Source organism: Streptomyces sp. TLI_146, assembly GCF_002846415.1.
In the GTDB taxonomy this organism is placed as follows: domain Bacteria; phylum Actinomycetota; class Actinomycetes; order Streptomycetales; family Streptomycetaceae; genus Streptomyces.
On sequence record NZ_PJMX01000001.1, the window covers coordinates 3,717,020 to 3,737,831 of the forward strand.

The following is a 20,812-nucleotide window of genomic DNA, read 5'->3' on the forward strand; positions in this document are numbered from 1 at the left end:
CCTGGTCTGTACCAGGATGCGTATGATCATGAGAATCCTGCCCGATATCGGGCAGGATTCTTGCGTGAGGGCGGGATTCCCCGCAATATCGACGGGTGCTCGAACGCCGCAGCCCGTCGTCCCACGACGACCTCATCGACCATCTGGTGCGCAGCACCGCGCTCCAGCGCGGCGAAGCGGCCCGGGTGGTACTTGAGGTGCTGGCGTACTTCGACGAGACGTACGAGGAATTCGTCCGCCGCCGCCACCGTGAGCTGCAGTCCGGTGGTCTGGTGAACGCGGAGATCTTCGAGCGGATCGCGGCCGAGCTGCCGCACCGCGCCGTGGCGCCACCGGAGCTCTCGCTCCGGCAGCTGCGCCGCATCGTCTACGGCTGATACGGCTGAGCACACGCCGGAACTTGTTGGACTTGTACGTCGATGGAGGGGTCAAGACTCTATGTGCGGAATCGTCGGTTATATCGGTAAGCGTGATGTCGCTCCCCTGCTGCTCGAAGGTCTGCAGCGGCTGGAGTACCGGGGTTACGACTCCGCGGGCGTGGTCATCAACAGCCCCAAGTCGGGCGCGCTGAAGATGGTCAAGGCCAAGGGCCGCGTCCGCGACCTGGAGGCCCGCGTCCCCAAGCGCTTCACCGGCACCACCGGCATCGCGCACACCCGCTGGGCCACCCACGGCGCCCCGAGCGACGTGAACTCTCACCCGCACCTGGACCCGGAGAACAAGGTCGCCGTCGTCCACAACGGCATCGTCGACAACGCCGCCGAGCTGCGCGTCAAGCTGGAGGCCGAGGGCGTCGTCTTCGCGTCCGAGACCGACACCGAGGTCATCACCCACCTGATCGCCCGCTCCCAGGCCGACTCCCTGGAGGAGAAGGTCCGCGAGGCGCTCAAGGTCATCGAGGGCACCTACGGCATCGCCGTGATGCACGCCGACTTCGCCGACCGCATCGTGGTCGCCCGCAACGGCTCCCCGGTCATCCTCGGCATCGGCGAGAAGGAGATGCTCGTCGCCTCCGACGTCGCCGCGCTGATCGCCCACACCCGCCAGGTCGTGACCCTCAACGACGGCGAGATGGCCACCCTGAAGGCCGACGACTTCCGTACGTACACGACCTCGGGCACGCTCACCAACGCCACCCCCGAGACCGTCGAGTGGGAGGCCGCCTCCTACGACATGGGCGGCCACGACACGTACATGCACAAGGAGATGTCGGAGCAGGCCGACGCCGTGGACCGCGTGCTGCGCGGCCGCATCGACGACCGGTTCTCCACCGTCCACCTCGGCGGCCTCAACCTGGACGCCCGCGAGGCCCGCGGGGTGCGCCGGATCAAGATCCTCGGCTGCGGCACCTCGTACCACGCCGGCATGATCGGCGCCGGTCTCATCGAGGAGCTCGCCCGCATCCCCGCGGACGCCGAGCCGGCCTCCGAGTTCCGCTACCGCAACCCGGTCGTGGACCCCGACACACTGTACATCGCGGTCTCCCAGTCCGGTGAGACCTACGACGTGCTCGCCGCCGTCCAGGAGCTCAAGCGCAAGGGCGCCCGCGTCCTGGGTGTCGTGAACGTCGTCGGCTCGGCGATCGCCCGCGAGGCGGACGGCGGCACCTATGTGCACGCCGGACCCGAGGTCTGCGTCGTCTCCACCAAGTGCTTCACCAACACCGTCGTCGCCTTCGCGCTGCTCGCGCTGCACCTGGGCCGCATCCGCGACCTGTCGGTGGCCGACGGCAAGCGGATCATCGAGGGCCTGCGCAAGCTGCCCGCGCAGATCTCCGAGATCCTGGCGATGGAGCCGGAGATCGAGAAGCTGGCCAAGGAGTACGCGGGCGCCCAGTCGATGATGTTCATCGGCCGCGTCCGGGGCTACCCGGTCGCCCTGGAGGCCTCCCTGAAGCTCAAGGAGATCTCCTACATCCACGCCGAGGCCTACCCGGCCTCCGAGCTCAAGCACGGCCCGCTGGCCCTCATCGAGCCCGCGCTGCCGACGGTCGCGATCGTCCCCGACGACGACCTGCTGGAGAAGAACCGCGCGGCCCTGGAGGAGATCAAGGCCCGCAGCGGCCGCATCCTCGCCGTGGCCCACCGCGAGCAGGAGAAGGCCGACCACACCATCGTCGTCCCGAAGAACGAGGACGAGCTGGACCCGATCCTGATGGGCATCCCGCTCCAGCTCTTCGCGTACCACACGGCGCTGGCCATGGGCCGCGACATCGACAAGCCGCGCAACCTGGCGAAGTCCGTCACGGTCGAGTAGTCCAGGACCGGTACGGCTGGTTCCGTACCGCCCCTACGGCAGAAGACGTAGACACAGAAGCGGCCCCGCACGCGCCACCAGGCGTGCGGGGCCGCTCCCTTGCCTGCCGGTGCCGCCCATTGCACCGGCCTGCGGCTGCCTAGCCGGCGGCCGTCACCCCCCGGCCGGCAGCGCGTCGCGGAACCGCCGTCGGCCAGTTGGCCAGGCCCGCCGTCGCCCCGTACCAGGACACCGCGCCCGCGACCGCCGCCACCCAGCCGCCGGCCTTCGCGAGGCCGTCGTTGGTGGCGAAGTCGGCGATCGCGAGGAGCACCAGGGAGACGAACAGCAGGGCGTACGAGCCCTGCCGGATGGGTCCGGCGCCGGCCGCGCCCACCGCCAGGCTCAGCGCGAGGAGCCCGAACAGGAGCAGGAAAAGTCCTGCCGCGTTGGTGGAGAACTTCGCGTCCGCACCGCTGGCCCAGGTGAACCAGAAGGCGCCCAGGCCCGCGAAGGCGGTGCCGGTGAAGGCGTCCTGGTCACGGAACGCGACGATGCCGAGGACGAAGAGGCCGATGCCGCCGACGTAGGTCGCGATCGACACGGCGTCCGCCACGGTGACGCCGTCGACGACCTTGGTGGTGCCGAGGCCGAAGGCGAGCAGGGTGAGTCCGAGTGCGAGGTGGCCGAGAGTGGAAGTGACGCTTCCCGCGGGGGCTTCGTGGTCCACGGCGGGCTCCCTTCATGTGCAGTTGTGCTGCAGGTCGTGCTGCTTCCCAGCGACCCTTATGTACCCTTCACAAGGGCACAATCCACCCCCTACCGGAGGGTAGATTCGCCCTGGAACAAAGGGAGTTGACAGCGTCTCAGCTGGGACAACAAACGGACACGGCCGGGTTACGGAACGACGCCGCGGGACAGTCGCGGGGCATCGGGGAAGATCGGGAAAACCGGGAACGGCGTCGGGAAACGACGTCGGGAATCGGCGTTACGGGATGACGACCACGGGGCGCTGGGCCCGCCGGGCGAGGCGGCCGGCGACCGAGCCGAAGATCCGGCCGACGATGCCGTGCGTGGAGCCGACGACGATCGCGTCCGCCGCGTACTCCCGCCCGACTTCTTCCAGTTCGTGACAGATGTCCCCGCCGCGCTCGACCAGGATCCAGGAGACCTCGGCGAGGTAGTCCGCACAGGCGAGCTCCAGGCCGAGCACTTCCGTCCGGTGGTCCGGCACGTCCACGAAGACCGGCGGCTCGCAGCCGGCCCACACGGTGGTGGGCAGCCGGTTGGCGACGTGCACGATGATCAGACCGGAACCGGAGCGTCTGGCCATGCCGATGGCGTACGCGAGGGCGCGCTCGCTCGACGTGGAGCCGTCGAAGCCGACCACCACTCCGTGCCGGAAGGCCGGGTCACAGGAGAGACGTGGTTCTTCTGCCGCCTGGAGGTCCGACGTCGGGTCGGCTACCTGCTTGCGGTCCGCGGGTTCGGGGAATTCTTGACCGGCCATGGGTGTCTCGGCGTTTGGATCCTCATGGGAGGGCGACAGTTGGCGGCGGAGCTGTGTCCGGGAATCATCTTCCCAAGCCCATACCCCCAAGGGTACGGCGACACTCCTCTCCTGCCCAGAGCCGCCGATGCTGCACGGCGTTCCCCGGAGCATGCACGAGCCCGCCCCGGATGGCAATGGCCGATGGCCGGTACAGAGGTCCTTTCTTCAACATTCTGTGCACGTTCGATCCACTTCGGTGACATCCCGAGGCGCTCCGGCTGTGCTCCGGCTGTGGCCCCGCTGTGCACGCGCAGTGACCGGAACGCGTACCCGCCCGTTAGACACGCGGCCGTTCCGACGCTGTTTCGACACCCCTCCGTGGAGCCCATGCCCGTGCCCGTCCCGCCGCTCGCCCAGGACGCCTCCCCGCCCACCCCGCCCGGCGGCTCCCGCCGGGGCGCGCACGCCCCCCGGGGGCCGGGCGCGCCCGCGCCCGGGGAAGGGCCGCGGGGCGCCGAGGGGCGTGCGGAGGGGGGCTCGCACGGCGTACGGGCGGCTTCCGCGGTTGCCGGGGACTGCGCGGGCGACGTGGTGCGCTGGGCGGCGTTCAGCTGCGTCCTGGTGCCGGTGGTGCTCGTCGTCTACGGTTCCTCGTTCGCCGGGGCCACCGGCACGGCCGTCGGGCTCGCGGCGATCACCGCTGTCTGCCGACTGCTGCTGCGCCAGTCCGAGCGCGCGGCGGCCCGACCGGGCCCCGGCCGGCACCGCGACGGTGGGGCGAACGGCGAAAGTTCGCCGTTGGACTGACGCGTTCGTACACACGGACCCGTATGTTTTCAGCCAACTTCCCCTCCCCCCTCCCCCCTGCCCGAAATGGCCTGCCAACCCCCTTGCCACCAGCGGAAAACGGGCAGGGGTGGCGGCTTTGGCCATACGGGTACGGGCCATGCACGCGACGCCCACTTCCCTACGGGCGCCCTGGATGAAACCCTTCGTGATCGAACGCTTCGCGCCAAGTTGCCAAGTCGACATAGCGCTGAGTACCGGACTTGTCACGCCGACGCCACAGAACGCAGTAGATTCGATCATGCGTATCGAAGGCTGGGGGACTCGTGCAAAACCAAGGGGAAAAGTGCAGGAGCGACAAGCCCGACAAGAACGGGGAGCCGCGAACACCGAGGGGGGCTTAGCAAAATGAGCCAGGACTCCGCTGCCGCATCACCGGAGGCCACAAGGAAGCTCGCCGGCCGTCGACGCCGGGAAGTCGTAGCCGTACTGCTGTTCAGTGGCGGCCCCATCTTCGAGAGCTCCATTCCGCTCTCCGTGTTCGGGATCGACAGGCAGGACGCGGGCGTGCCCCGCTACCGCCTGCTGGTCTGTGCCGGAGAGGAGGGCCCCCTGCGGACCACAGGCGGGCTCGAACTGACCGCGCCCTATGGGCTGGAGGCCATCAACCGGGCAGGCACCGTGGTGGTGCCCGCCTGGCGGTCCATCACCTCGCCGCCACCGGCGGCCGCGCTCGACGCACTGCGCCGGGCGCACGAAGAAGGGGCCCGCATCGTGGGCCTCTGCACCGGGGCGTTCGTCCTCGCGGCTGCCGGGCTGCTCGACGGCCGCCCGGCGACCACGCACTGGATGTACGCGCCGACGCTCGCCAAGCGCTATCCGTCGGTCCATGTGGACCCGCGGGAGCTGTTCGTCGACGACGGGGACGTCCTCACGTCGGCGGGCACGGCGGCCGGGATCGACCTCTGTCTGCACATCGTGCGGACCGACCACGGCAGCGACGCCGCCGGAGCCCTCGCGCGCCGGCTCGTCGTCCCGCCGCGGCGCAGCGGCGGTCAGGAGCGCTATCTCGACAGGTCTTTACCTGAAGAGATCGGGTCCGACCCGCTGGCCGAGGTCGTGTCCTGGGCGCTGGAGCACCTCCACGAGCAGTTCGACGTGGAGACCCTCGCCGCTCGCGCGTACATGTCACGCCGTACGTTCGACCGGCGGTTCCGCTCGCTGACCGGATCGGCCCCGCTCCAGTGGCTGATCACCCAGCGGGTGCTCCAGGCCCAGCGTCTCCTGGAGACGTCGGACTACTCGGTCGACGAGGTCGCGGGCCGCTGCGGCTTCCGCTCGCCGGTCGCGCTGCGCGGGCACTTCCGCCGCCAGCTCGGCTCGTCCCCGGCGTCCTACCGGGCGGCGTACCGGGCGCGCCGGCCGCAGGCGGAGCCGTCCGGGGGTCCGCCGACCCTGGAGACGGTGCCGCCGCAGGCCCTGCCGCAGTCGCGGCGCACGGCCGCGGCAAGCGCTCTGGTCGGTCCGACGGCGATCTCGCACGCGCCGCCGCCGGACCCCGGCAAGTCCGTATCGGAGCTCTACGCCACCGGTTACATGCGTCCGAGTCTGCCGGGTCAGCGGAGCGGCCCCGTAGGCTGAGACACATGAACGACCGCATGGTGTGGATCGACTGCGAGATGACCGGGCTCTCGCTGGCGGACGACGCACTTATCGAGGTGGCCGCCCTGGTCACCGACTCGGAGCTGAACGTGCTCGGTGAAGGGGTGGACATCGTGATCCGTCCCCCGGACGCCGCGCTGGAGACCATGCCGGAGGTGGTGCGCGAGATGCACACCGCCTCCGGGCTCCTCGACGAGCTGGCCGGCGGCACCACGCTGGCCGACGCCGAGGCGCAGGTCCTGGCGTACGTCCGCGAGCATGTGAAGGAGCCGGGCAAGGCACCGCTGTGCGGGAACTCGGTCGGCACCGACCGCGGCTTCCTGTCGCGGGACATGAAGGCCCTGGAGGAGTACCTCCACTACCGGATCGTGGACGTCTCCTCGGTGAAGGAGCTCGCCCGCCGCTGGTACCCGAGGGCGTACTTCAACAGTCCGGACAAGAACGGCAACCACCGCGCGCTCGCGGACATCCGTGAATCCATCGCGGAGCTCCGCTACTACCGCGAGGCGATCTTCGTCGCCCAGCCGGGCCCGGACTCGGACACGGCGAAGTCGATCGCGGCGAAGCACGTCCTGCCTGCGGAGTAACCCCTTCGGGGGTACTCCGGGGGCACCGCAGGGCCACCCCGGGAGGGTGCCGCGAAACATGTGCGCGAGCACCCTCCCGGACCCTGTACACTTTTTCTCGGCCGGTAAGGAAAGCCCCCAGGGACTTTCCCAGACCACAACAGTCCGGCCACGCATGGTGGGTATAGCTCAGCTGGTAGAGCACCTGGTTGTGGTCCAGGATGTCGCGGGTTCGAGTCCCGTTACTCACCCTGATCGGGAAGACCCGGTCCGCTTCGGCGGACCGGGTCTTCTTCGTTTCCGGGGGTGTTCCCGTGGGAACGTCCGGCTTCAGCCCAGGGCTTCGATGGCCTTGAGGACGAGGGCGCGGGCGTCTGGGCCGTAGACGGCCATGGTGCGGAGCTGTTCGAAGGCTTTCAGGTAGAGGGCGACCTCGTTCGGCTGGGTGACGTTTACCTGGGCCGACAGCAGTTCCACCGACACGAACGTGTCGTCGTACACATGGAAGGTCTCCATCGGCCACAGCGCCCTCTCCCTCGTGGCCATCGGGATCACCCCGAGCGAGACGGACGGCAGCGCACCGGCGGTCAGCAGATAGCCGAGCTGTGCGGCCATCGCCTCCTCCTGCCCCATCCGGTAGTGGAGCGCCGACTCCTCGACGAGCAGGACGAACCTGTGGCCCGGCTCATGGATCACCCGGGACCGCTCGACCCGTGCCCTGGCGGCCGCCTCCGACTCGTCGGGGATCTCCCGGAACTCCGCGATCCGCTCGAACAGCGCCGTGACGTACCCCTCGGTCTGTACGAGCCCCGGCACCAGGGTGGCCGAGTACACCCGGAACAGCTGCGTCTCGTGGAAGAACTGCACCCAGCTGTCCTGGAGCTGCTTGAGCCCGTTGCGCAGTTGGAGGCGCCACTCGCTGTACATGGACTCGGCGTTGAGGGACTGGGCGATCAGCCCGGGTGCCTCAACGGCCGCGCCGCCCGCCTCGCACCACAGTCGTATGTCCGCCGCCGTCGGCGCGGTACGGGCGTTCTCGATACGGGAGGTCTTCGAGTGATGCCAGCCACACCGGGCAGCCAGCTCCGAGACCGTCAGCCCGGCCTCCTTGCGGATGTCGCGGAGCCGCCCGGCGACGAGCTTGCGGGCGGCCTGCGCCGAGGACGACGGCGAGATGGGCATGAGGTGTGCTGTCCGTACTTCCTGTCAGCGGATCTCGTACCGCTCATGCGGAACGGCCCTGGACCAGACTTCTTCGAAGGCGGCGGCGCACAGCCGCGCCGCGGCCGGGTCGTCGGTGATCTCCTCCCCCGTCGAGCTGCCGTCACCGGCGAAATGGTTCCAGTGCGCCATCCTGGCCGGGATCCGCACAACGGCCTCCCCCTCGGGAATCCCCTTCGCGTGGCCCGGCACGTCACACGCCGCGCACTCCGACTCAAGCTCCGCACCCGCCTTCCAGCCCTGGAAGACGATCTCCTTGTTCTTCTGATCCACCCAGACGGTCGGGCTCTGCTTGTCTCCCGTGTTGGGGTCGATTCCGACGAACAGTAACGACATGCCGTCCTCCTGTGAGGAGTTGTGCAGTGGTGTGCAGAACCATCCCGCAGCGGACAGAGCCGTTCAAGGGTGTGAAGTGGACAACGTGGTGCTCTACAGGGCGTGCGCACATATCTGCACAATGCTCGATGCGCGGCATGACACCCGCCTACCTTCCTGACCAGCGGCAGCCGCAACGCGCCGCACCCACGAAGGGAGGCTCCATGTCCGAGCCCGAATCCGGTAACGGCCCGGCGCCGTACCGGATCTGCCCCATCTGCCAAGAGCCCGGCGCCGACGCCCTCACTCATCTGCTCGTCACCGAGTCCGGCGGCGCGTACCCCCGTTACACGCATCCCGGCTGTGCCGCCGCCGTCGGCGCCCCGCAGGTGGGGGTCTCGCGGTGACGGGGGGCGGGCCGCTCCCGGACATCGGTGGGCTCTCGCAGGCGCAGCAGCGCGGCATCGACTGCGTCTGGTGCGGGGTGACGCTGACCCCGGCGACCGCCGTCGACCTGGGGCCGCGGCCGCTGCTGATCCTGGACTACCGGACCCACTGGTACCCCCGGGCCTGCCCCCGGCACGCGCGGCCCCGGATCTGCGTCGTCTGCGACGAACCCGCCCTGGGCGAAGCCGAGACCGTGCTCGGGTTCTCGTCGTGCGGGGCCCGGCCCGACAGCGTCCGGCATCCGGCCGGTACTCCGGGGTGCGTACGCAAGTGACCCCCGCCCCTCACGTCGAGGACCGCACCACCAGCTCCGTCGGCAGGACCAGGCGCGGGCGCGACGGTTCGGTTTCCGCTATCTGGGTCAGGAGCAGTTGGGCCATCGCCCGGCCCATCTCCTCGATCGGCTGGCGCACGCTCGTGAGCGGGGGGTCCATGTGGCGGGCTATCGCCGAGTCGTCGAAGCCGATGAGGGAGACGTCCTCGGGGACGCGGCGGCCGCGTTCGCGCAGTACCTGGCGGGCGCCCGACGCCATCACGTCCGAGGCCGCGAAGACCGCGTCCACCCCCGGGGCCCGGTCCAGCAGGTCCGTCATCGCCCGGCGGCCGCCCTCCTCCGTGAAGTCCGCCGGGGATATCAGGTGCGCGGCGGCGGGCAGACCGGCCTCGGCGAGGGCGGCGCGGTAGCCGTCCAGGCGGCGGCGGGCCCCGTACACGTCCAGCGGCCCGGTGATCGTGGCTATCGAACGGCGGCCGCGCGCCACCAGGTGTGCCACGGCCGCCCGCGCCCCGGCGAAGTTGTCCGAGTCCACCGACGCCAGCGGCTCCTCCTCCGAGCGCGGGCCGCTGATCACCACCGGCATGTCCAGCTGCTCCAGGAGCTCGGGCAGCGGGTCGTCGGCGTGGACGCCCACCAGCAGGACGCCGTCGACCCGGTGGCCGGTCAGGTACTGGGCGAGCCGGCGGCGCTCGCGGTCGCTGCCCACCAGGGTCAGCAGGAGCTGCATCTCCGTCTCCGCGAGCGCCTGGCCCACCCCCCGGACGACCTCCGAGAAGTACGGCTCCGCGAAGAAGCGCGTCTCCGTCTCGGGGACGACCAGGGCGATCGCGTCCGTACGGTTGGCGGCCAGGGCGCGGGCCGCGCGGTTGGGGACGTAACCGAGCTCGGCGACCGCCGCCTCGACGGCCGCGCGGGTACGGTCGCTGACCCGGGGCGAGCCGTTGATCACCCGTGACACCGTGCCCCGGCCGACCCCGGCACGCGCCGCCACCTCTTCAAGGGTGGGCCGCCCGGCCCCACGGCCCCGGACCGTGCGAGCTGCTGTCATGCCTGCCTCCCCGTCTCGCCGCGCATCGTGGAACTCGGGTGAAAACTAACAGCACGACCTCGTCGGCGGACTCCCTTTGCCCGCTCCCTTGACACCCTCCCGGACAGTCGCCACCCTTCAACACATCACGACTGGGAGCGCTCCCACCCCCACGTACCCGTACACCTTCCGCACCTTCCCCCACTGCACGACTGACCGTCAATCACCCCGCACGGCAAGCCAGTTGGAGGATCATCATGCGTACGAGAACACGTACGAGAGCCCGCGCGCGGCTGTCGGCTCTCGCCGTCGTCGCCGCGCTCGGCGCCTCGCTGCTCGCGGGCTGCGCCGACGACGGCGACAGCAAGGACTCCTCGCCGGGCTCCGGCTCCTCCGGCGGCAGCGGGGGCGGCGGGGCGAAGACGACGCTCACGGTCGGCGTCTTCGGCGCCTTCGGCCTGAAGGAGGCCGGGCTCTACGACGCGTATATGAAGCTCCACCCGGACATCGAGATCAAGCAGACCTCGATCGAGCGGAACGAGAACTACTACCCGCAGCTGCTCACCCACCTCGGCTCCGGCAGCGGGCTCGCCGACATCCAGGCCGTCGAGATCAACAACATCGCCGAGGTCACCGCCACCCAGGCGGGGCACCTGGAGGACCTCGGCAAGGTGAAGGGCGTCGACAAGGACGCCTTCCTGCCCTGGAAGTGGGGGCAGGCCACCACCAAGGACGGCAGGACCGTCGGCCTCGGCACCGACATCGGGCCGCAGGGCATCTGCTACCGCAAGGACCTGTTCGCCGCCGCCGGGCTGCCCACCGACCGGGAGGCCGTGGGGAAGCTGTGGGCGGGCAACTGGCAGAAGTACCTGGCCGCCGGTGACCGCTACAAGGCGAAGGCGCCCAAGGGCACGGCCTTCGTCGACTCCGCGTCCGGCGTCCTGAACGCCATCACCGGCAGCGGCGCCACCCGCTACTACGACGCGGACGGGAAGGTCGTCTACAAGTCCAACCCGGCCGTGAAGGAGGCCTGGAGCACGGCGGCCTCGTTCGCCACGCACGGACTGACCGCCAAGTTGCAGCAGTTCCAGCCCAGTTGGGACCAGGGCTTCGCCAACGGCTCCTTCGCCACCGTCTCCTGCCCCGCCTGGATGCTCGGCTACATCCAGGACAAGGCGGGCGCAGCGGGCAAGGGCAAGTGGGATGTGGCGGCCGCGCCCAAGCCGTCCAACTGGGGCGGCTCGTTCCTGGTCGTCCCGTCGGCGGGCAAGCACCGCGCCCAGGCCGCCGAGCTCGCGGCCTGGCTCACCGCCCCGGCCCAGCAGGCCACGTTCTTCGAGAAGCGCGGCAGCTTCCCGAGCGCCAAGGCCGCGTACGCCCTGCCCGCCGTCGCGAACGCCCGCCACGACTACTTCGGCGGCGCCCCCATCGGGCAGATCTTCGCCAAGGCCGCCGAGGGCACCCCGGTGCAGGTCCTCGGCCCGAAGGACCTGATCATCGCGCAGAACCTCGCGGACGTCGGCATGCTCCAGGTCGACCAGAAGGGCCGCTCCCCCGAGGCGGGCTGGAACGCGGCGGTGAAGGCCATCGACAACGCGCTGGACCAGTGAGGAGCGCGAGCGATACGGGGGCGGCGGAGCCGGGCGGGGGCGGCGGCCCGGCCGTGGTGGCCGCGGCCCCCGCGGGGGCCGGCGCCCCGGGCGGGGACCGCGTGGCCGCCGCCGACCCGGTCGGCCCCGCCGAGGCGCGGCGGCGCGAACGCCGCAGCCGGCGCTACCGGCGCGATGTGCGCTGGAGCCCGTACGCCCTCGTCGCGCCCTTCTTCCTCTTCTTCGCCGCGTTCGGGCTCTTCCCGCTCCTCTATACGGGCTGGGCCTCGCTGCACCAGGTCGAGCTGACCGCGCCCAACGAGATGCACTGGGTCGGGCTGCGCAACTTCTCCCGGCTCCTGTCCGACGAGTTCTTCTGGAACGCGCTGCGCAACACCTTCACCATCGGCGTCATCTCCACCGTCCCCCAACTCATGATCGCCCTCGGTATCGCGCATCTGCTCAACTACAAGCTGCGCGGCTCGATGTTCTTCCGGGTCGCGGTCCTCACCCCGTACGCCACCAGCGTCGCGGCGGCCACCCTGGTCTTCGTCCTCCTCTTCGGGCGCGACTACGGCATGGTCAACTGGGCGCTCGGGCAGCTCGGATGGGGTCCCGTCGACTGGCAGAACGGCACCTGGACCTCGCAGTTCGCCGTCTCCACCATCGTGGTGTGGCGCTGGACCGGCTACAACGCGCTCATCTATCTGGCCGCGATGCAGGCCATCCCGCCCGACCTGTACGAGTCCGCCGCACTCGACGGGGCCTCGCGCTGGCAGCAGTTCCGGCACGTCACCGTGCCCTCGCTGCGGCCGACCATCCTGTTCACCTGCGTCGTGTCCACGATCGGCGCGACCCAGCTGTTCGGCGAGCCGCTGCTCTTCAACGGCGGCGCCGGGGCCACCGGCGGCTCCGACCACCAGTTCCAGACGCTCGGCCTCTATCTGTACGAGCAGGGCTGGGTGAACCTCCACCTCGGCCGGGCCTCCGCGATCGCCTGGACGATGTTCCTGATCCTGCTGCTGATCGGCGCCGCGAACTGGCTGATCTCGCGCGCCCTGCGCAAGGAGACGACGTGAGCGCCAAGACGACGGCCCCGGCCGCCCCCCGATCCGCCCACCGATCCCGCCCCCGATCCGCCCACCGCGCCGGGCGCCAACTGCACGGCGGACGGCTGGCGTACGCGATCCTCATCCTCTTCACCGTGGGCTCGCTCTTCCCTCTGGTGTGGACGGCGGTCGCCGCCTCCCGCAGCAACGAGCGGCTCGCCCAGACCCCTCCTCCCTTCTGGTTCGGCGGCAACCTCTTCAAGAACCTGAAGATCGCCTGGACCGACGCCAACATGGGCACGGCCCTGCTCAACACCACGATCGTGGCGGGCTCGATCGCGCTCGGCACGGTCTTCTTCTCCACGCTCGCCGGTTTCGCCTTCGCCAAGCTGCGGTTCCGCTTCAAGAACCTGCTGCTCCTGCTGGTGATCGGGACGATGATGATCCCGCCCCAGCTCAGCGTCGTCCCCCTCTACATGGTGGTGGCCGAGCTGTCCTGGACCGATCAGCTCCAGGCGGTCATCCTGCCGACCCTGGTCAGCGCCTTCGGGGTCTTCTTCATGCGGCAGTTCCTCATCGAGGCGCTGCCCACCGAGCTGATCGAGGCCGCCCGGGTGGACGGCGCGAGCAGCTGGCGGGTGGTGTGGCACGTGGTCTTCCCGGCCGCCCGGCCCGCGATGGCCGTCCTGGGCATGCTGACCTTCGTGATGGCCTGGAACGACTTCTTCTGGCCGATCATCGCGCTGACCCAGAACGGCAGCCCCACGGTGCAGGTGGCGCTCACCGGACTCGGCCGCGGCTACATCCCCGACCAGTCGGTCATCATGGCCGGCGCCCTCCTCGGCACCCTGCCCCTGCTGCTCGCGTTCGTGCTGTTCGGCAAGCAGATCGTGGGCGGGATCATGCAGGGCGCGGTGAAGGGGTGACCAGCGATCACCCGCCCGACAGCAACCTCCTTCCGTACCGTCACGATGGGAGCGCCTCCATGCCCGACTCCGCCGCCGACTCCGCCGCCTCCGCCTCCACCTCCGCCTTCGACACCTTCCCGCCCGACTTCCTCTGGGGCGCCGCCACCTCCGCGTACCAGATCGAGGGCGCGGTCGCCGAGGGCGGCCGCACGCCGTCCATCTGGGACACCTTCTGCCGTACGCCCGGGAAGGTGACCGGCGGGGACAGCGGGGACGTCGCCGTCGACCACTACCACCGCTGGCGGGACGACATCCGGCTGATGGCGGACCTGAACCTCACGGCGTACCGCTTCTCGGTGTCCTGGTCGCGGGTGCAGCCGACCGGGCGCGGCCCCGCCGTACAGCGCGGGCTCGACTTCTACCGGGCGCTGGTGGACGGGCTCCTGGAGCAGGGCATCCGGCCCTCCCTCACGCTCTACCACTGGGACCTGCCGCAGGAGTTGGAGTCCGCGGGCGGCTGGCCCGAGCGGGACACCGCCCACCGGTTCGCGGACTACGCGGGGCTGGTCGCCCAGGCGCTCGGCGACCGGGTGGATATGTGGACCACCCTCAACGAGCCCTGGTGCAGCGCCTTCCTGGGATACGGCTCCGGCGTCCACGCACCCGGCCGCACCGATCCGGTGGCGGCGCTGCGGGCCGCGCACCACCTCAGCCTGGGCCACGGGCTCGCCGCGCGGGCGCTGCGCGCCACGCTGCCGAAGGCCGCGAAGCTGGCGATCAGCCTCAACCCGAGCGCGGTCAGGGCCCGCACCCAGTCGCCCGCCGACCTGGACGCGCGCCGCCGCATCGACGCGCTCGCCAACCGGGTGTTCACGGGGCCGATGTTCAAGGGCGCGTACGACGAGGACCTGCTGCGGGACACCGCGCGGCTCACCGACTGGTCGTTCGTCCACGACGGCGATCTGAGCATCACCAAGCACCCCCTCGATCTGCTGGGCATCAACTACTACGCACCCTCAGTTGTATCCGCCGCCACTGACAATCACCCCGACACCAGCCCTGAGCTGCGCAAACCCCGCCCGGACGGACACGGCGAGAGCGCGCATTCACCCTGGCCCGGCGCCGGATCCGTCCTGTTCCACCAGCCGCCGGGCGAGCTGACGGCCATGAACTGGTCGATCGACCCGACCGGCCTGTACGACCTGCTGATGCGCTATACGCGGGAGGCACCGGGCGTACCCCTGATGATCACGGAGAACGGCGCCGCGTACGACGACAAGCCTGCCCCCGACGGCGCGGTGCACGACCCGGACCGCATCCGCTATCTGCACGGCCACCTCGCGGCGGTGCGGCGGGCGATGCGGGACGGGGCGGACGTACGCGGGTACTTCCTGTGGTCGCTGCTGGACAACTTCGAGTGGGCGTACGGCTACGGCAAGCGGTTCGGCGCGGTGTACGTCGACTACGAGACGCAGGCCCGTACGCCCAAGTCCAGCGCGCGCTGGTACGAGGAGGTGGCGCGGACGGGGGTGCTGCCGCCGGCGCTGCCGGAGGTGCCGTCGGAGCCCTGAAGGCCGCCGCTCGGCCCCCGGACTTGAACCTCACGTCGCGTGAGGATGCATCGTGGGGTCATGACCGCTTCCACCACCTGGAAGGTGGGCCCGCTGGCCGAGGCCAGCGGGCTGACCGTCCGCACACTGCACCACTGGGACACCATCGGGCTGCTCTCGCCCTCGCGCCGCACGCCGGGCGGGCACCGGGAGTACACCGAGGACGACATCGTCCGCCTCTACCAGGTGCTCGCCCTGCGCGGCCTGGGCCTCGGCCTGGAGTCGATCGCCGTCTGCCTGGACTCCGGGGTCGACCCGACCCGGGTGCTGCGCGACCACCGCGCGAGCGTGGAAGAGGCGCTGGCGGGGCTCGACGCGCTGCGCGAGCGGCTGGTCCGCATCGAGGACGAGGTCGCCGCGGGGCGGGCGCCGACGACCGAGGCGGTGCTGGCCGCGCTGCGCGCGACCGGGGCGGCGGGCCCGGCGGCCGAGCGGGTGCTGCGGCGCCATCTGGACGACGAGCAGATGCGCACCCTGGGGGACCACGCCGCCGCGCTCGGCCCGACCGCGCACTACCTCCTGGAGGTCGAGTGGCCCGCGCTGTACCGGCGGGCCGAGGCGCTGCGCACGGCCGGGACGCCGCCGACGGCCGCCCCGGTGCGGAAGCTGGTGGCGCGCATGGACGAGCTGAGTGCGCTGTTCAGCGGCGGGGACACGACGATCTCGACGGGCGTCCGGACGGCCTGGCGCACGGACCCGGCGGCCCTGAGCGGCGAGGCGACGGCCCGCCCCGGCCAGTGGGACAACCTGGCGGACTATCTGGATGCCGCGAGGAAGGGCGAAGGCGCATGAGGGCCTTGTCGATGGTGCCGGTGCTGCCTCTGCTGCTGATCGGACTGCCGCTGCTGTGCGTGCTGGCCGCGGTGGGGGCGGTTCCCTGGGGAGCGGTGGCGGCGGTGGCGCTCGCCCTGGGCCTGCTCGCCCTGGTGCTCGTCCTCGTACGGAAGGAGCGCGCGCCCCGGCCGGACGGGGGGTGAACCGGCGGGACGCGCGCGGGGGTTGGAGCCGGGCCGCTACTTGTAGGCGGCGAACGCCTTCGTGAAGGCCAGCGGGTCCTGGAGGACGGAGGAGCAGGTCGGGTCGGCGGAGTTCTTCGCGCCGCCCGCGCACTGCTTGTCCCGGGCGCCGGACCACATGGCGAGCCGGCCCAGCCCCTTCGACTTGGCGAACTCCACCAGCTGGGCGGCGTCGTCGACCTTGAACGTCTCGGTGCTGACGTCGTTGACGCCGATCATCGGGGTGACGGCCACGGCCTTCCAGGCGGCGGCGTCGGAGAGCCCGAGGACGCCCTTGATCTGGGCCTGGGTGGCGGTCGCGGCCTGGATGGCGTACGTGCCCATGTCACCGCTGTACGCCGGGCCGTAGTCCATCGCCATGATGTTGACGGCCGAGACGGCGACGCCGTTCTTCTTGGCGTCGGCGACGAGGTCGACGCCCGGCTGGGTGAGACCCTCCGGCATCACGGGCAGCGTGAACGCCACGTCGAGACCCGGGTGGGACTTCTGGAGCTGCGCGATGGCCTGCGCGCGGCGGGAGTTGGCGGCGGTGTCCGGCAGGGCCGCGCCCTCGATGTCGAAGTCGACCTTGGTCAGCTTGTACGCGTCGATGACCTTGCCGTACGCGGCGGCGAGCTCGGCGGTGCTCTTGCAGGCGAGGCCGAGTTCGGAGCCGGCCGCGCCGCCGAACGAGACGCGCACGTCGCCGCCCTTGGCGCGCAGGGCGCCTATCTGCGCGGCGACGGCGTCGCTGTTGAGGTCGCTCACCCCGCCCCAGAGCGGGTTGCAGCCGCCACCGGAGGTGATGAAGGCGAGGTGGAACTCCTTCACGCCGGTCTTGGTGGCGGTGTCGACGAGGTCGTACGCGGGGTAGAGGGAGGTGTCGATGTAGGGGGCGAAGCGGGTCGTGGTGCCGGGGGTGGGGGGCTGGGGGGTGGTGGTCTTCGTGGGGGTCGAGGTGGGGGTGGGCTTGGCCGTGGGGGTCGGCTGGGTGGTCGGGCGGCCGGTGGGGGCGGGGGTGGCGCCGGTGTCGACCGAGCACTTCTCCTGGTTGATGAGACAGCCGGTCGGGTCGCCCGCGGTGCCGGTGGAGTTCGTGACGAAGCCGACGGTGACGGAGGCGCCGGGGGCGAGTCCGTTCTTGTCCCAGGCGGCGGGCTTCACGGTGACGTGCTGCCCCTTGACGGTCTGCTCGCCGTTCCAGAGGGAGGAGAGCTTGGTCCCGGCCGGGAGGTCGAACTCCAGGGTCCAGTCGGCGAGGGCCTTGCCGGAGTCGTTGGTGACGACGTACTGGCCGGTGTAGCCGCCGCCCCAGCTGCTGGTCTTGGTGTACGCGGCGCCGACGGAGGCGGCCTGGGCGGTGCCGGTGAGCGCGAAGGCCGCGCCGCCGATGACGGCCGCGGCGACCACGGCGCCGATGGCCTTCGTCTTGCCGGTCGCGCGGCGGCGGTGAGTGCGGGTCATTGTGGGTGCGCCTGCCTCTGGGGTTGGGTGTGTTTGCCGGGGGGGTGCGGGCAGCACGCTAGCTCTTGGGAAAGGGGCAAATGGGGTGCTGGGGGTGGGGGTTGGATCTTTTAGGGTGGGCTTAAGGGGTGGATGCGGCGCGGTTAATGCCCGGGGGGGGATTCCCCCACCCCGCCCCTTCCCTAAGGCCCTCTGGCGGGCGGCCGGTCATGTCGTCTGCGGGCCGTCCCCAACTGGTCGCGCAGTTCCCCGCGCCCCTAAAAGCGGATTGCCGCGGAGCGGCATCTAAGGGGCGCGGGGAACTGCGCGACCAGCCATCTACGGTCCGCAGACGAACGGCGTCCGGGGTCCGGGGGCGCAGCCCCCGGGAAACCCACCTCAACCCCCCACCCACCCCCGGAGGGTTTAGGTGAAGGGGCGGGGTGGGGCCCCCTCACGCCGGTGACGGGCGGCGGCGCCGTCTCCGCGGGCGGATCCGGGACGTCGGGCGCGGGGCGCCCAGGCCGATCCAGACCCGGACCTCCGTGCCGCCCAGCACCGACCGGCCAAGACGGACGTCACCCCCCGTCGACTCCGCCATCCGCCGCACGATGTCCAGCCCGAGCCCCGTCGAGCCACCCCCGCTCGACCCCCGCGCCAGCGCCGCCCGAGGATCCGCGATCCCGGCCCCCGCGTCCGAGACCAGCACGATCACCGCGTCCTCGCCGTTGTGGACGTCCACCGAGAACGCCGTCCCCTCCGGCGTGTGCCGGAACACGTTGCCGAGCATCGCGTCGAGCGCCGCGGCCAGTTCGGGCCGCGCGACCGGGATGCGGACCGGGCGTTCGACGCCCGCGAGCCGTACCTCCCGGCCCTCGTCCTCCGCCAGCGCCGACCAGAACGCCATCCGGTCCCGGATGACCTCGGACGCGTCGCACCCGGCGCCCGCCCCGGCGGGCTGGGTCTGCGGCTTGGCCTCCCGCGCCGTACGGATGATCGTGTCTACCTCGCGCTCCAGCTGCTCGACGGCCGCCCGCGTCTGCTCGGCCGCCGGACCCTCCCCCAGGGAGGCGGCGTTGAGCCGCAGAACCGTCAAGGGGGTGCGGAGCCGGTGCGACAGGTCCGCAGCCAACTCCCGCTCGTTCGCCAGGAGTTGCACCACCTGGTCGGCCATCGAGTTGAACGCCACCGCCGCCGACCGCAGTTCCGCCGGTCCCTCCTCCGGCACCCGCGCCCCCAGCTTCCCCTCCCCCAGGTCGTGCGCCGCCCCGGCCAGTCGCTGCGCGGGGCGCACCATGCGTACGCCCAGGCGGTCCGCCACCGCCACCGAGCCGACGACCAGGGCGATGCCCACGCCCGCCAGGACCAGCCACGCCGTGGCCACGCCGTTGGTGACCTCGGCCTCGGGCACGTACACCTCGACGATCGCGATCTCGCCCGAGCTGAGCGCGGTCGGCTGGAGCAGGGTGGAGCCGCCGGGAACACCGGAGATGTACGCGCGTACGACCTTCCGCGTCGCGTCCAGGTCCTTGCGCGGCGCCCGGCCCCGGCCGATCTCGACGGGCGCGCCGCCCGGCGGCGCCGGGATGTGCACGGCCATCCGGCCCGCCGCGCCCGCCTGGGTGGAGGCGACGGCCCGTTCCAGCGCGTCGCGGTCGGCGGTGATGGAGAGGGTCGGGCCGATCGCGGCGGCCTGCCGCTCGGCGTTGGAGAAGGCGCGGTCGCGCGCCATCTCCTTGATGACCAGGCCCAGCGGTACGGCGAAGGCGAGCACCACCATCAGCGTGACGGCGACCGCGACCTTCACCAGCGCCCACCTCATCGGCCGGGCTCCGGCCGGGGTGGCTCCAGCTTCACGCCCACCCCGCGCAGGGTGTGCAGATAGCGCGGCCGCGCGGCCGTCTCGCCCAGCTTGCGGCGCAGCCAGGACAGATGGACGTCGATGGTCTGGTCGTCGCCGTACGACTGCTGCCACACCTCGGCCAGCAGCTCCTTGCGCGGGACGACCACCCCGGGGCGCCCGGCGAGGAACGCCAGCAGGTCGAACTCGCGGCGGGTGAGGTCCAGGGGCAGCCCGTCCAGTTCGGCCTGGCGGCGCAGGGGGTCGATGGAGAGGCCGCCGACCCGGATCAGCGTCGGCGGCGGCTCGGCGCCGGCGGCCCGCGCACGGCGCAGCACGGCCGTCATCCGCGCGGACAGGTGCTCCACCGAGAACGGCTTGACCAGGTAGTCGTCCGCGCCGTCGTTGAGCAGCCGGACGATCTCCGTCTCGTCGTCCCGCGCGGTCGCGATGATCACCGGTACGTCGGTGATGCCGCGCAGCATCTTCAGCGCCTCGGCGCCGTCGAGATCGGGCAGTCCGAGGTCGAGGACGACCACGTCGAACCGGAAATGGGCCACCTCGCGCAGCGCCTCCAGGGCGGTGCCGACGCTCCGTACGGTGTGGGAGGCCTCGGTGAGGTGGCGGATGAGGGCGGAGCGAACGAACTGGTCGTCCTCGACCACGAGCACACTTGCCATGGGCGGCACCGTACGCCATGCGGAGTACACCGGTCCCGGCCGGGACGGGAGCGGGCGGGCCCCGGTGAGAGGGGACACGTGTGGGGCGTGTGGTGCAGTATGGCCCCCGTTATGACCCCCATGCACCGAGGAATCGTCCACGTCTGCGCCTGGTCGCTCGCCACCGGGGCGGCGGTCACGCTCTCCTGGTGGGGCGTCCACACGGTGATGGCCGGGACGGCGTACGACCCTCCGCGCGCGGTCCCGCTCACCGGCGACGGGCACACCACCCAGGGTGCGGTGCGGCCGTTGGCCTCCTCGACGCGGCGGCCGGATCAGTCGCCGTCGCCGTCCGGGCCGGGCAGCCCCTCCACCACGCCCTCGAAGCCGGGCGACGGCAAGCCGAGCCGTTCCCCCGCCGGGCCGTCCAAGTCGTCCCCTTCGTCCCGCTCTTCGGGGAACGTGAAGGGCTACAACGTCGCCGGCGGCCGCGTCGTCTTCGACATCGGCAGCGCGTCGGCGGAGCTGGTGACGGCGACGCCGGACACGGGCTGGCGGATGCAGGTGTGGAAGCAGCCGACCTGGATCCGGGTCACCTTCGGCAAGGGCTCGCGCGAGGTGTCGGTCTTCTGCACCTGGTACGACCACGCGCCCACGGTGGAGCTGGACGACCGGGGCTGACCGGCCGGTC

At 71.3% G+C, this 20,812-nt stretch carries 22 protein-coding genes and 1 tRNA gene; 15 read left to right on the plus strand and 8 right to left on the minus strand.

Annotated elements, in window-relative coordinates; all coding sequences use genetic code 11:
• Nucleotides 1-95 precede the first annotated feature (95 nt).
• Nucleotides 96-377 carry a hypothetical protein gene (locus tag BX283_RS16760; RefSeq protein WP_101388403.1) on the plus strand — a complete coding sequence of 94 codons (282 nt, stop codon included), beginning with the start codon at nucleotides 96-98 and terminating at the stop codon, nucleotides 375-377.
• 61 nt (nucleotides 378-438) lie between these two features.
• The gene (glmS, locus tag BX283_RS16765) at nucleotides 439-2,256 is read left to right on the plus strand and encodes a glutamine--fructose-6-phosphate transaminase (isomerizing) (RefSeq protein ID WP_101388404.1); all 1,818 of its coding nucleotides are present in this window, start codon (nucleotides 439-441) and stop codon (nucleotides 2,254-2,256) included.
• A gap of 139 nt (nucleotides 2,257-2,395) precedes the next feature.
• Here the strand turns inward: glmS and BX283_RS16770 are convergent, their stop codons facing one another.
• Both BX283_RS16770 and BX283_RS16775 read right to left on the minus strand, forming a co-directional pair.
• On the minus strand, nucleotides 2,396-2,965 hold the full coding sequence (locus tag BX283_RS16770) for a GPR1/FUN34/YaaH family transporter (protein ID WP_101388405.1): 570 nt from the start codon (nucleotides 2,963-2,965) through the stop codon (nucleotides 2,396-2,398).
• 258 nt (nucleotides 2,966-3,223) lie between these two features.
• Nucleotides 3,224-3,745, minus strand: a complete 522-nt coding sequence (locus tag BX283_RS16775; protein ID WP_067159339.1) for a universal stress protein — start codon at nucleotides 3,743-3,745, stop codon at nucleotides 3,224-3,226.
• 369 nt (nucleotides 3,746-4,114) lie between these two features.
• On the opposite strand from BX283_RS16775, the gene BX283_RS42445 reads away from it, so the two are divergent.
• From BX283_RS42445 to BX283_RS16795, 4 genes are all read left to right on the plus strand, one after another.
• Complete coding sequence (locus BX283_RS42445; protein ID WP_373979177.1) at nucleotides 4,115-4,534, plus strand: hypothetical protein; 420 nt, start codon at nucleotides 4,115-4,117, stop codon at nucleotides 4,532-4,534.
• A 387-nt stretch (nucleotides 4,535-4,921) separates the two neighbouring features.
• Nucleotides 4,922-6,154 (plus strand): helix-turn-helix domain-containing protein, encoded by a 1,233-nt coding sequence (locus BX283_RS16785; RefSeq protein WP_101388406.1) that lies wholly within the window; start codon nucleotides 4,922-4,924, stop codon nucleotides 6,152-6,154.
• A 5-nt stretch (nucleotides 6,155-6,159) separates the two neighbouring features.
• Nucleotides 6,160-6,762 (plus strand): oligoribonuclease, encoded by a 603-nt coding sequence (gene orn / locus BX283_RS16790; RefSeq protein ID WP_101388407.1) that lies wholly within the window; start codon nucleotides 6,160-6,162, stop codon nucleotides 6,760-6,762.
• Between the two features lie 157 nt (nucleotides 6,763-6,919).
• A tRNA-His gene (locus BX283_RS16795) sits at nucleotides 6,920-6,992 on the plus strand.
• Between the two features lie 79 nt (nucleotides 6,993-7,071).
• Here the strand turns inward: BX283_RS16795 and BX283_RS16800 are convergent.
• Nucleotides 7,072-7,923 carry a helix-turn-helix transcriptional regulator gene (locus tag BX283_RS16800; protein ID WP_101388408.1) on the minus strand — a complete coding sequence of 284 codons (852 nt, stop codon included), beginning with the start codon at nucleotides 7,921-7,923 and terminating at the stop codon, nucleotides 7,072-7,074.
• Nucleotides 7,924-7,947: 24 nt separating this feature from the next.
• Nucleotides 7,948-8,298 carry a DUF6879 family protein gene (locus tag BX283_RS42450; RefSeq protein WP_101388409.1) on the minus strand — a complete coding sequence of 117 codons (351 nt, stop codon included), beginning with the start codon at nucleotides 8,296-8,298 and terminating at the stop codon, nucleotides 7,948-7,950.
• A 203-nt stretch (nucleotides 8,299-8,501) separates the two neighbouring features.
• Here BX283_RS42450 and BX283_RS16810 point away from each other — a divergent pair, with 203 nt between their 5' ends.
• Nucleotides 8,502-8,684, plus strand: a complete 183-nt coding sequence (locus BX283_RS16810) for a hypothetical protein (protein ID WP_101388410.1) — start codon at nucleotides 8,502-8,504, stop codon at nucleotides 8,682-8,684.
• Nucleotides 8,681-8,998, plus strand: coding sequence for a hypothetical protein (locus BX283_RS16815; RefSeq protein ID WP_101388411.1), 318 nt, complete (start codon nucleotides 8,681-8,683; stop codon nucleotides 8,996-8,998). Before BX283_RS16810 ends, BX283_RS16815 begins: the two co-directional genes overlap by 4 nt.
• Nucleotides 8,999-9,008: 10 nt before the next feature.
• Here the strand turns inward: BX283_RS16815 and BX283_RS16820 are convergent, their stop codons facing one another.
• Nucleotides 9,009-10,049, minus strand: coding sequence for a LacI family DNA-binding transcriptional regulator (locus BX283_RS16820; RefSeq protein WP_101388412.1), 1,041 nt, complete (start codon nucleotides 10,047-10,049; stop codon nucleotides 9,009-9,011).
• Nucleotides 10,050-10,285: 236 nt separating this feature from the next.
• Between BX283_RS16820 and BX283_RS16825 the strand changes: the two genes are divergently transcribed.
• The 6 genes from BX283_RS16825 to BX283_RS40065 are packed head-to-tail and all read left to right on the plus strand — an operon-like array spanning nucleotide 10,286 to nucleotide 16,161.
• Entirely contained in the window at nucleotides 10,286-11,638 is a 1,353-nt protein-coding gene (locus BX283_RS16825; protein WP_101388413.1) for an ABC transporter substrate-binding protein, read from the plus strand.
• Nucleotides 11,635-12,696: a carbohydrate ABC transporter permease gene (locus BX283_RS16830; RefSeq protein ID WP_373979178.1), complete on the plus strand. Its 1,062-nt coding sequence runs from the start codon at nucleotides 11,635-11,637 to the stop codon at nucleotides 12,694-12,696. The genes BX283_RS16825 and BX283_RS16830 overlap by 4 nt, the downstream gene beginning before the upstream one ends.
• The gene (locus BX283_RS16835) at nucleotides 12,693-13,592 is read left to right on the plus strand and encodes a carbohydrate ABC transporter permease (protein WP_101388415.1); all 900 of its coding nucleotides are present in this window, start codon (nucleotides 12,693-12,695) and stop codon (nucleotides 13,590-13,592) included. Before BX283_RS16830 ends, BX283_RS16835 begins: the two co-directional genes overlap by 4 nt.
• 59 nt (nucleotides 13,593-13,651) lie before the next feature.
• Nucleotides 13,652-15,145 (plus strand): glycoside hydrolase family 1 protein, encoded by a 1,494-nt coding sequence (locus BX283_RS16840; RefSeq protein ID WP_101388416.1) that lies wholly within the window; start codon nucleotides 13,652-13,654, stop codon nucleotides 15,143-15,145.
• A 60-nt stretch (nucleotides 15,146-15,205) separates the two neighbouring features.
• Nucleotides 15,206-15,976, plus strand: a complete 771-nt coding sequence (locus BX283_RS16845) for a MerR family transcriptional regulator (protein WP_101388417.1) — start codon at nucleotides 15,206-15,208, stop codon at nucleotides 15,974-15,976.
• Complete coding sequence (locus BX283_RS40065) at nucleotides 15,973-16,161, plus strand: hypothetical protein (protein ID WP_143676430.1); 189 nt, start codon at nucleotides 15,973-15,975, stop codon at nucleotides 16,159-16,161. Before BX283_RS16845 ends, BX283_RS40065 begins: the two co-directional genes overlap by 4 nt.
• A 36-nt stretch (nucleotides 16,162-16,197) precedes the next feature.
• On the opposite strand, the gene BX283_RS16850 is transcribed toward BX283_RS40065, so the two are convergent.
• The 3 genes from BX283_RS16850 to BX283_RS16865 all read right to left on the minus strand — a co-directional run bounded on the left by BX283_RS16850 (nucleotide 16,198) and on the right by BX283_RS16865 (nucleotide 20,142).
• Nucleotides 16,198-17,643: a cellulose binding domain-containing protein gene (locus BX283_RS16850; RefSeq protein WP_101388418.1), complete on the minus strand. Its 1,446-nt coding sequence runs from the start codon at nucleotides 17,641-17,643 to the stop codon at nucleotides 16,198-16,200.
• Nucleotides 17,644-18,076: 433 nt separating this feature from the next.
• On the minus strand, nucleotides 18,077-19,444 hold the full coding sequence (locus tag BX283_RS16860; protein ID WP_101388420.1) for a HAMP domain-containing sensor histidine kinase: 1,368 nt from the start codon (nucleotides 19,442-19,444) through the stop codon (nucleotides 18,077-18,079).
• A complete protein-coding gene (locus tag BX283_RS16865; protein WP_180357174.1) occupies nucleotides 19,441-20,142 on the minus strand; it encodes a response regulator transcription factor in 702 nt (233 codons plus the stop codon). The genes BX283_RS16860 and BX283_RS16865 overlap by 4 nt, the downstream gene beginning before the upstream one ends.
• A gap of 120 nt (nucleotides 20,143-20,262) precedes the next feature.
• On the opposite strand from BX283_RS16865, the gene BX283_RS16870 reads away from it, so the two are divergent.
• Complete coding sequence (locus BX283_RS16870; RefSeq protein WP_101388421.1) at nucleotides 20,263-20,802, plus strand: hypothetical protein; 540 nt, start codon at nucleotides 20,263-20,265, stop codon at nucleotides 20,800-20,802.
• Nucleotides 20,803-20,812 lie beyond the last annotated feature (10 nt).

Bases quoted from the DNA above. Each gene is read 5' to 3' on its own strand.
- BX283_RS16825 (WP_101388413.1), top strand. From the start codon at position 10,286: ATGCGTACGAGAACACGTACGAGAGCCCGCGCGCGGCTGTCGGCTCTC.
- BX283_RS16865 (WP_180357174.1), bottom strand. From the start codon at position 20,142: ATGGCAAGTGTGCTCGTGGTCGAGGACGACCAGTTCGTTCGCTCCGCC.
- BX283_RS16840 (WP_101388416.1), top strand. From the start codon at position 13,652: ATGCCCGACTCCGCCGCCGACTCCGCCGCCTCCGCCTCCACCTCCGCC.
- BX283_RS16850 (WP_101388418.1), bottom strand. From the start codon at position 17,643: ATGACCCGCACTCACCGCCGCCGCGCGACCGGCAAGACGAAGGCCATC.
- BX283_RS16810 (WP_101388410.1), top strand. From the start codon at position 8,502: ATGTCCGAGCCCGAATCCGGTAACGGCCCGGCGCCGTACCGGATCTGC.
- BX283_RS42445 (WP_373979177.1), top strand. From the start codon at position 4,115: ATGCCCGTGCCCGTCCCGCCGCTCGCCCAGGACGCCTCCCCGCCCACC.
- BX283_RS16775 (WP_067159339.1), bottom strand. From the start codon at position 3,745: ATGGCCGGTCAAGAATTCCCCGAACCCGCGGACCGCAAGCAGGTAGCC.
- BX283_RS42450 (WP_101388409.1), bottom strand. From the start codon at position 8,298: ATGTCGTTACTGTTCGTCGGAATCGACCCCAACACGGGAGACAAGCAG.
- glmS (WP_101388404.1), top strand. From the start codon at position 439: ATGTGCGGAATCGTCGGTTATATCGGTAAGCGTGATGTCGCTCCCCTG.
- BX283_RS16800 (WP_101388408.1), bottom strand. From the start codon at position 7,923: ATGCCCATCTCGCCGTCGTCCTCGGCGCAGGCCGCCCGCAAGCTCGTC.
- BX283_RS16860 (WP_101388420.1), bottom strand. From the start codon at position 19,444: ATGAGGTGGGCGCTGGTGAAGGTCGCGGTCGCCGTCACGCTGATGGTG.
- BX283_RS16870 (WP_101388421.1), top strand. From the start codon at position 20,263: ATGCACCGAGGAATCGTCCACGTCTGCGCCTGGTCGCTCGCCACCGGG.
- BX283_RS16820 (WP_101388412.1), bottom strand. From the start codon at position 10,049: ATGACAGCAGCTCGCACGGTCCGGGGCCGTGGGGCCGGGCGGCCCACC.
- orn (WP_101388407.1), top strand. From the start codon at position 6,160: ATGAACGACCGCATGGTGTGGATCGACTGCGAGATGACCGGGCTCTCG.
- BX283_RS16845 (WP_101388417.1), top strand. From the start codon at position 15,206: ATGACCGCTTCCACCACCTGGAAGGTGGGCCCGCTGGCCGAGGCCAGC.
- BX283_RS40065 (WP_143676430.1), top strand. From the start codon at position 15,973: ATGAGGGCCTTGTCGATGGTGCCGGTGCTGCCTCTGCTGCTGATCGGA.
- BX283_RS16785 (WP_101388406.1), top strand. From the start codon at position 4,922: ATGAGCCAGGACTCCGCTGCCGCATCACCGGAGGCCACAAGGAAGCTC.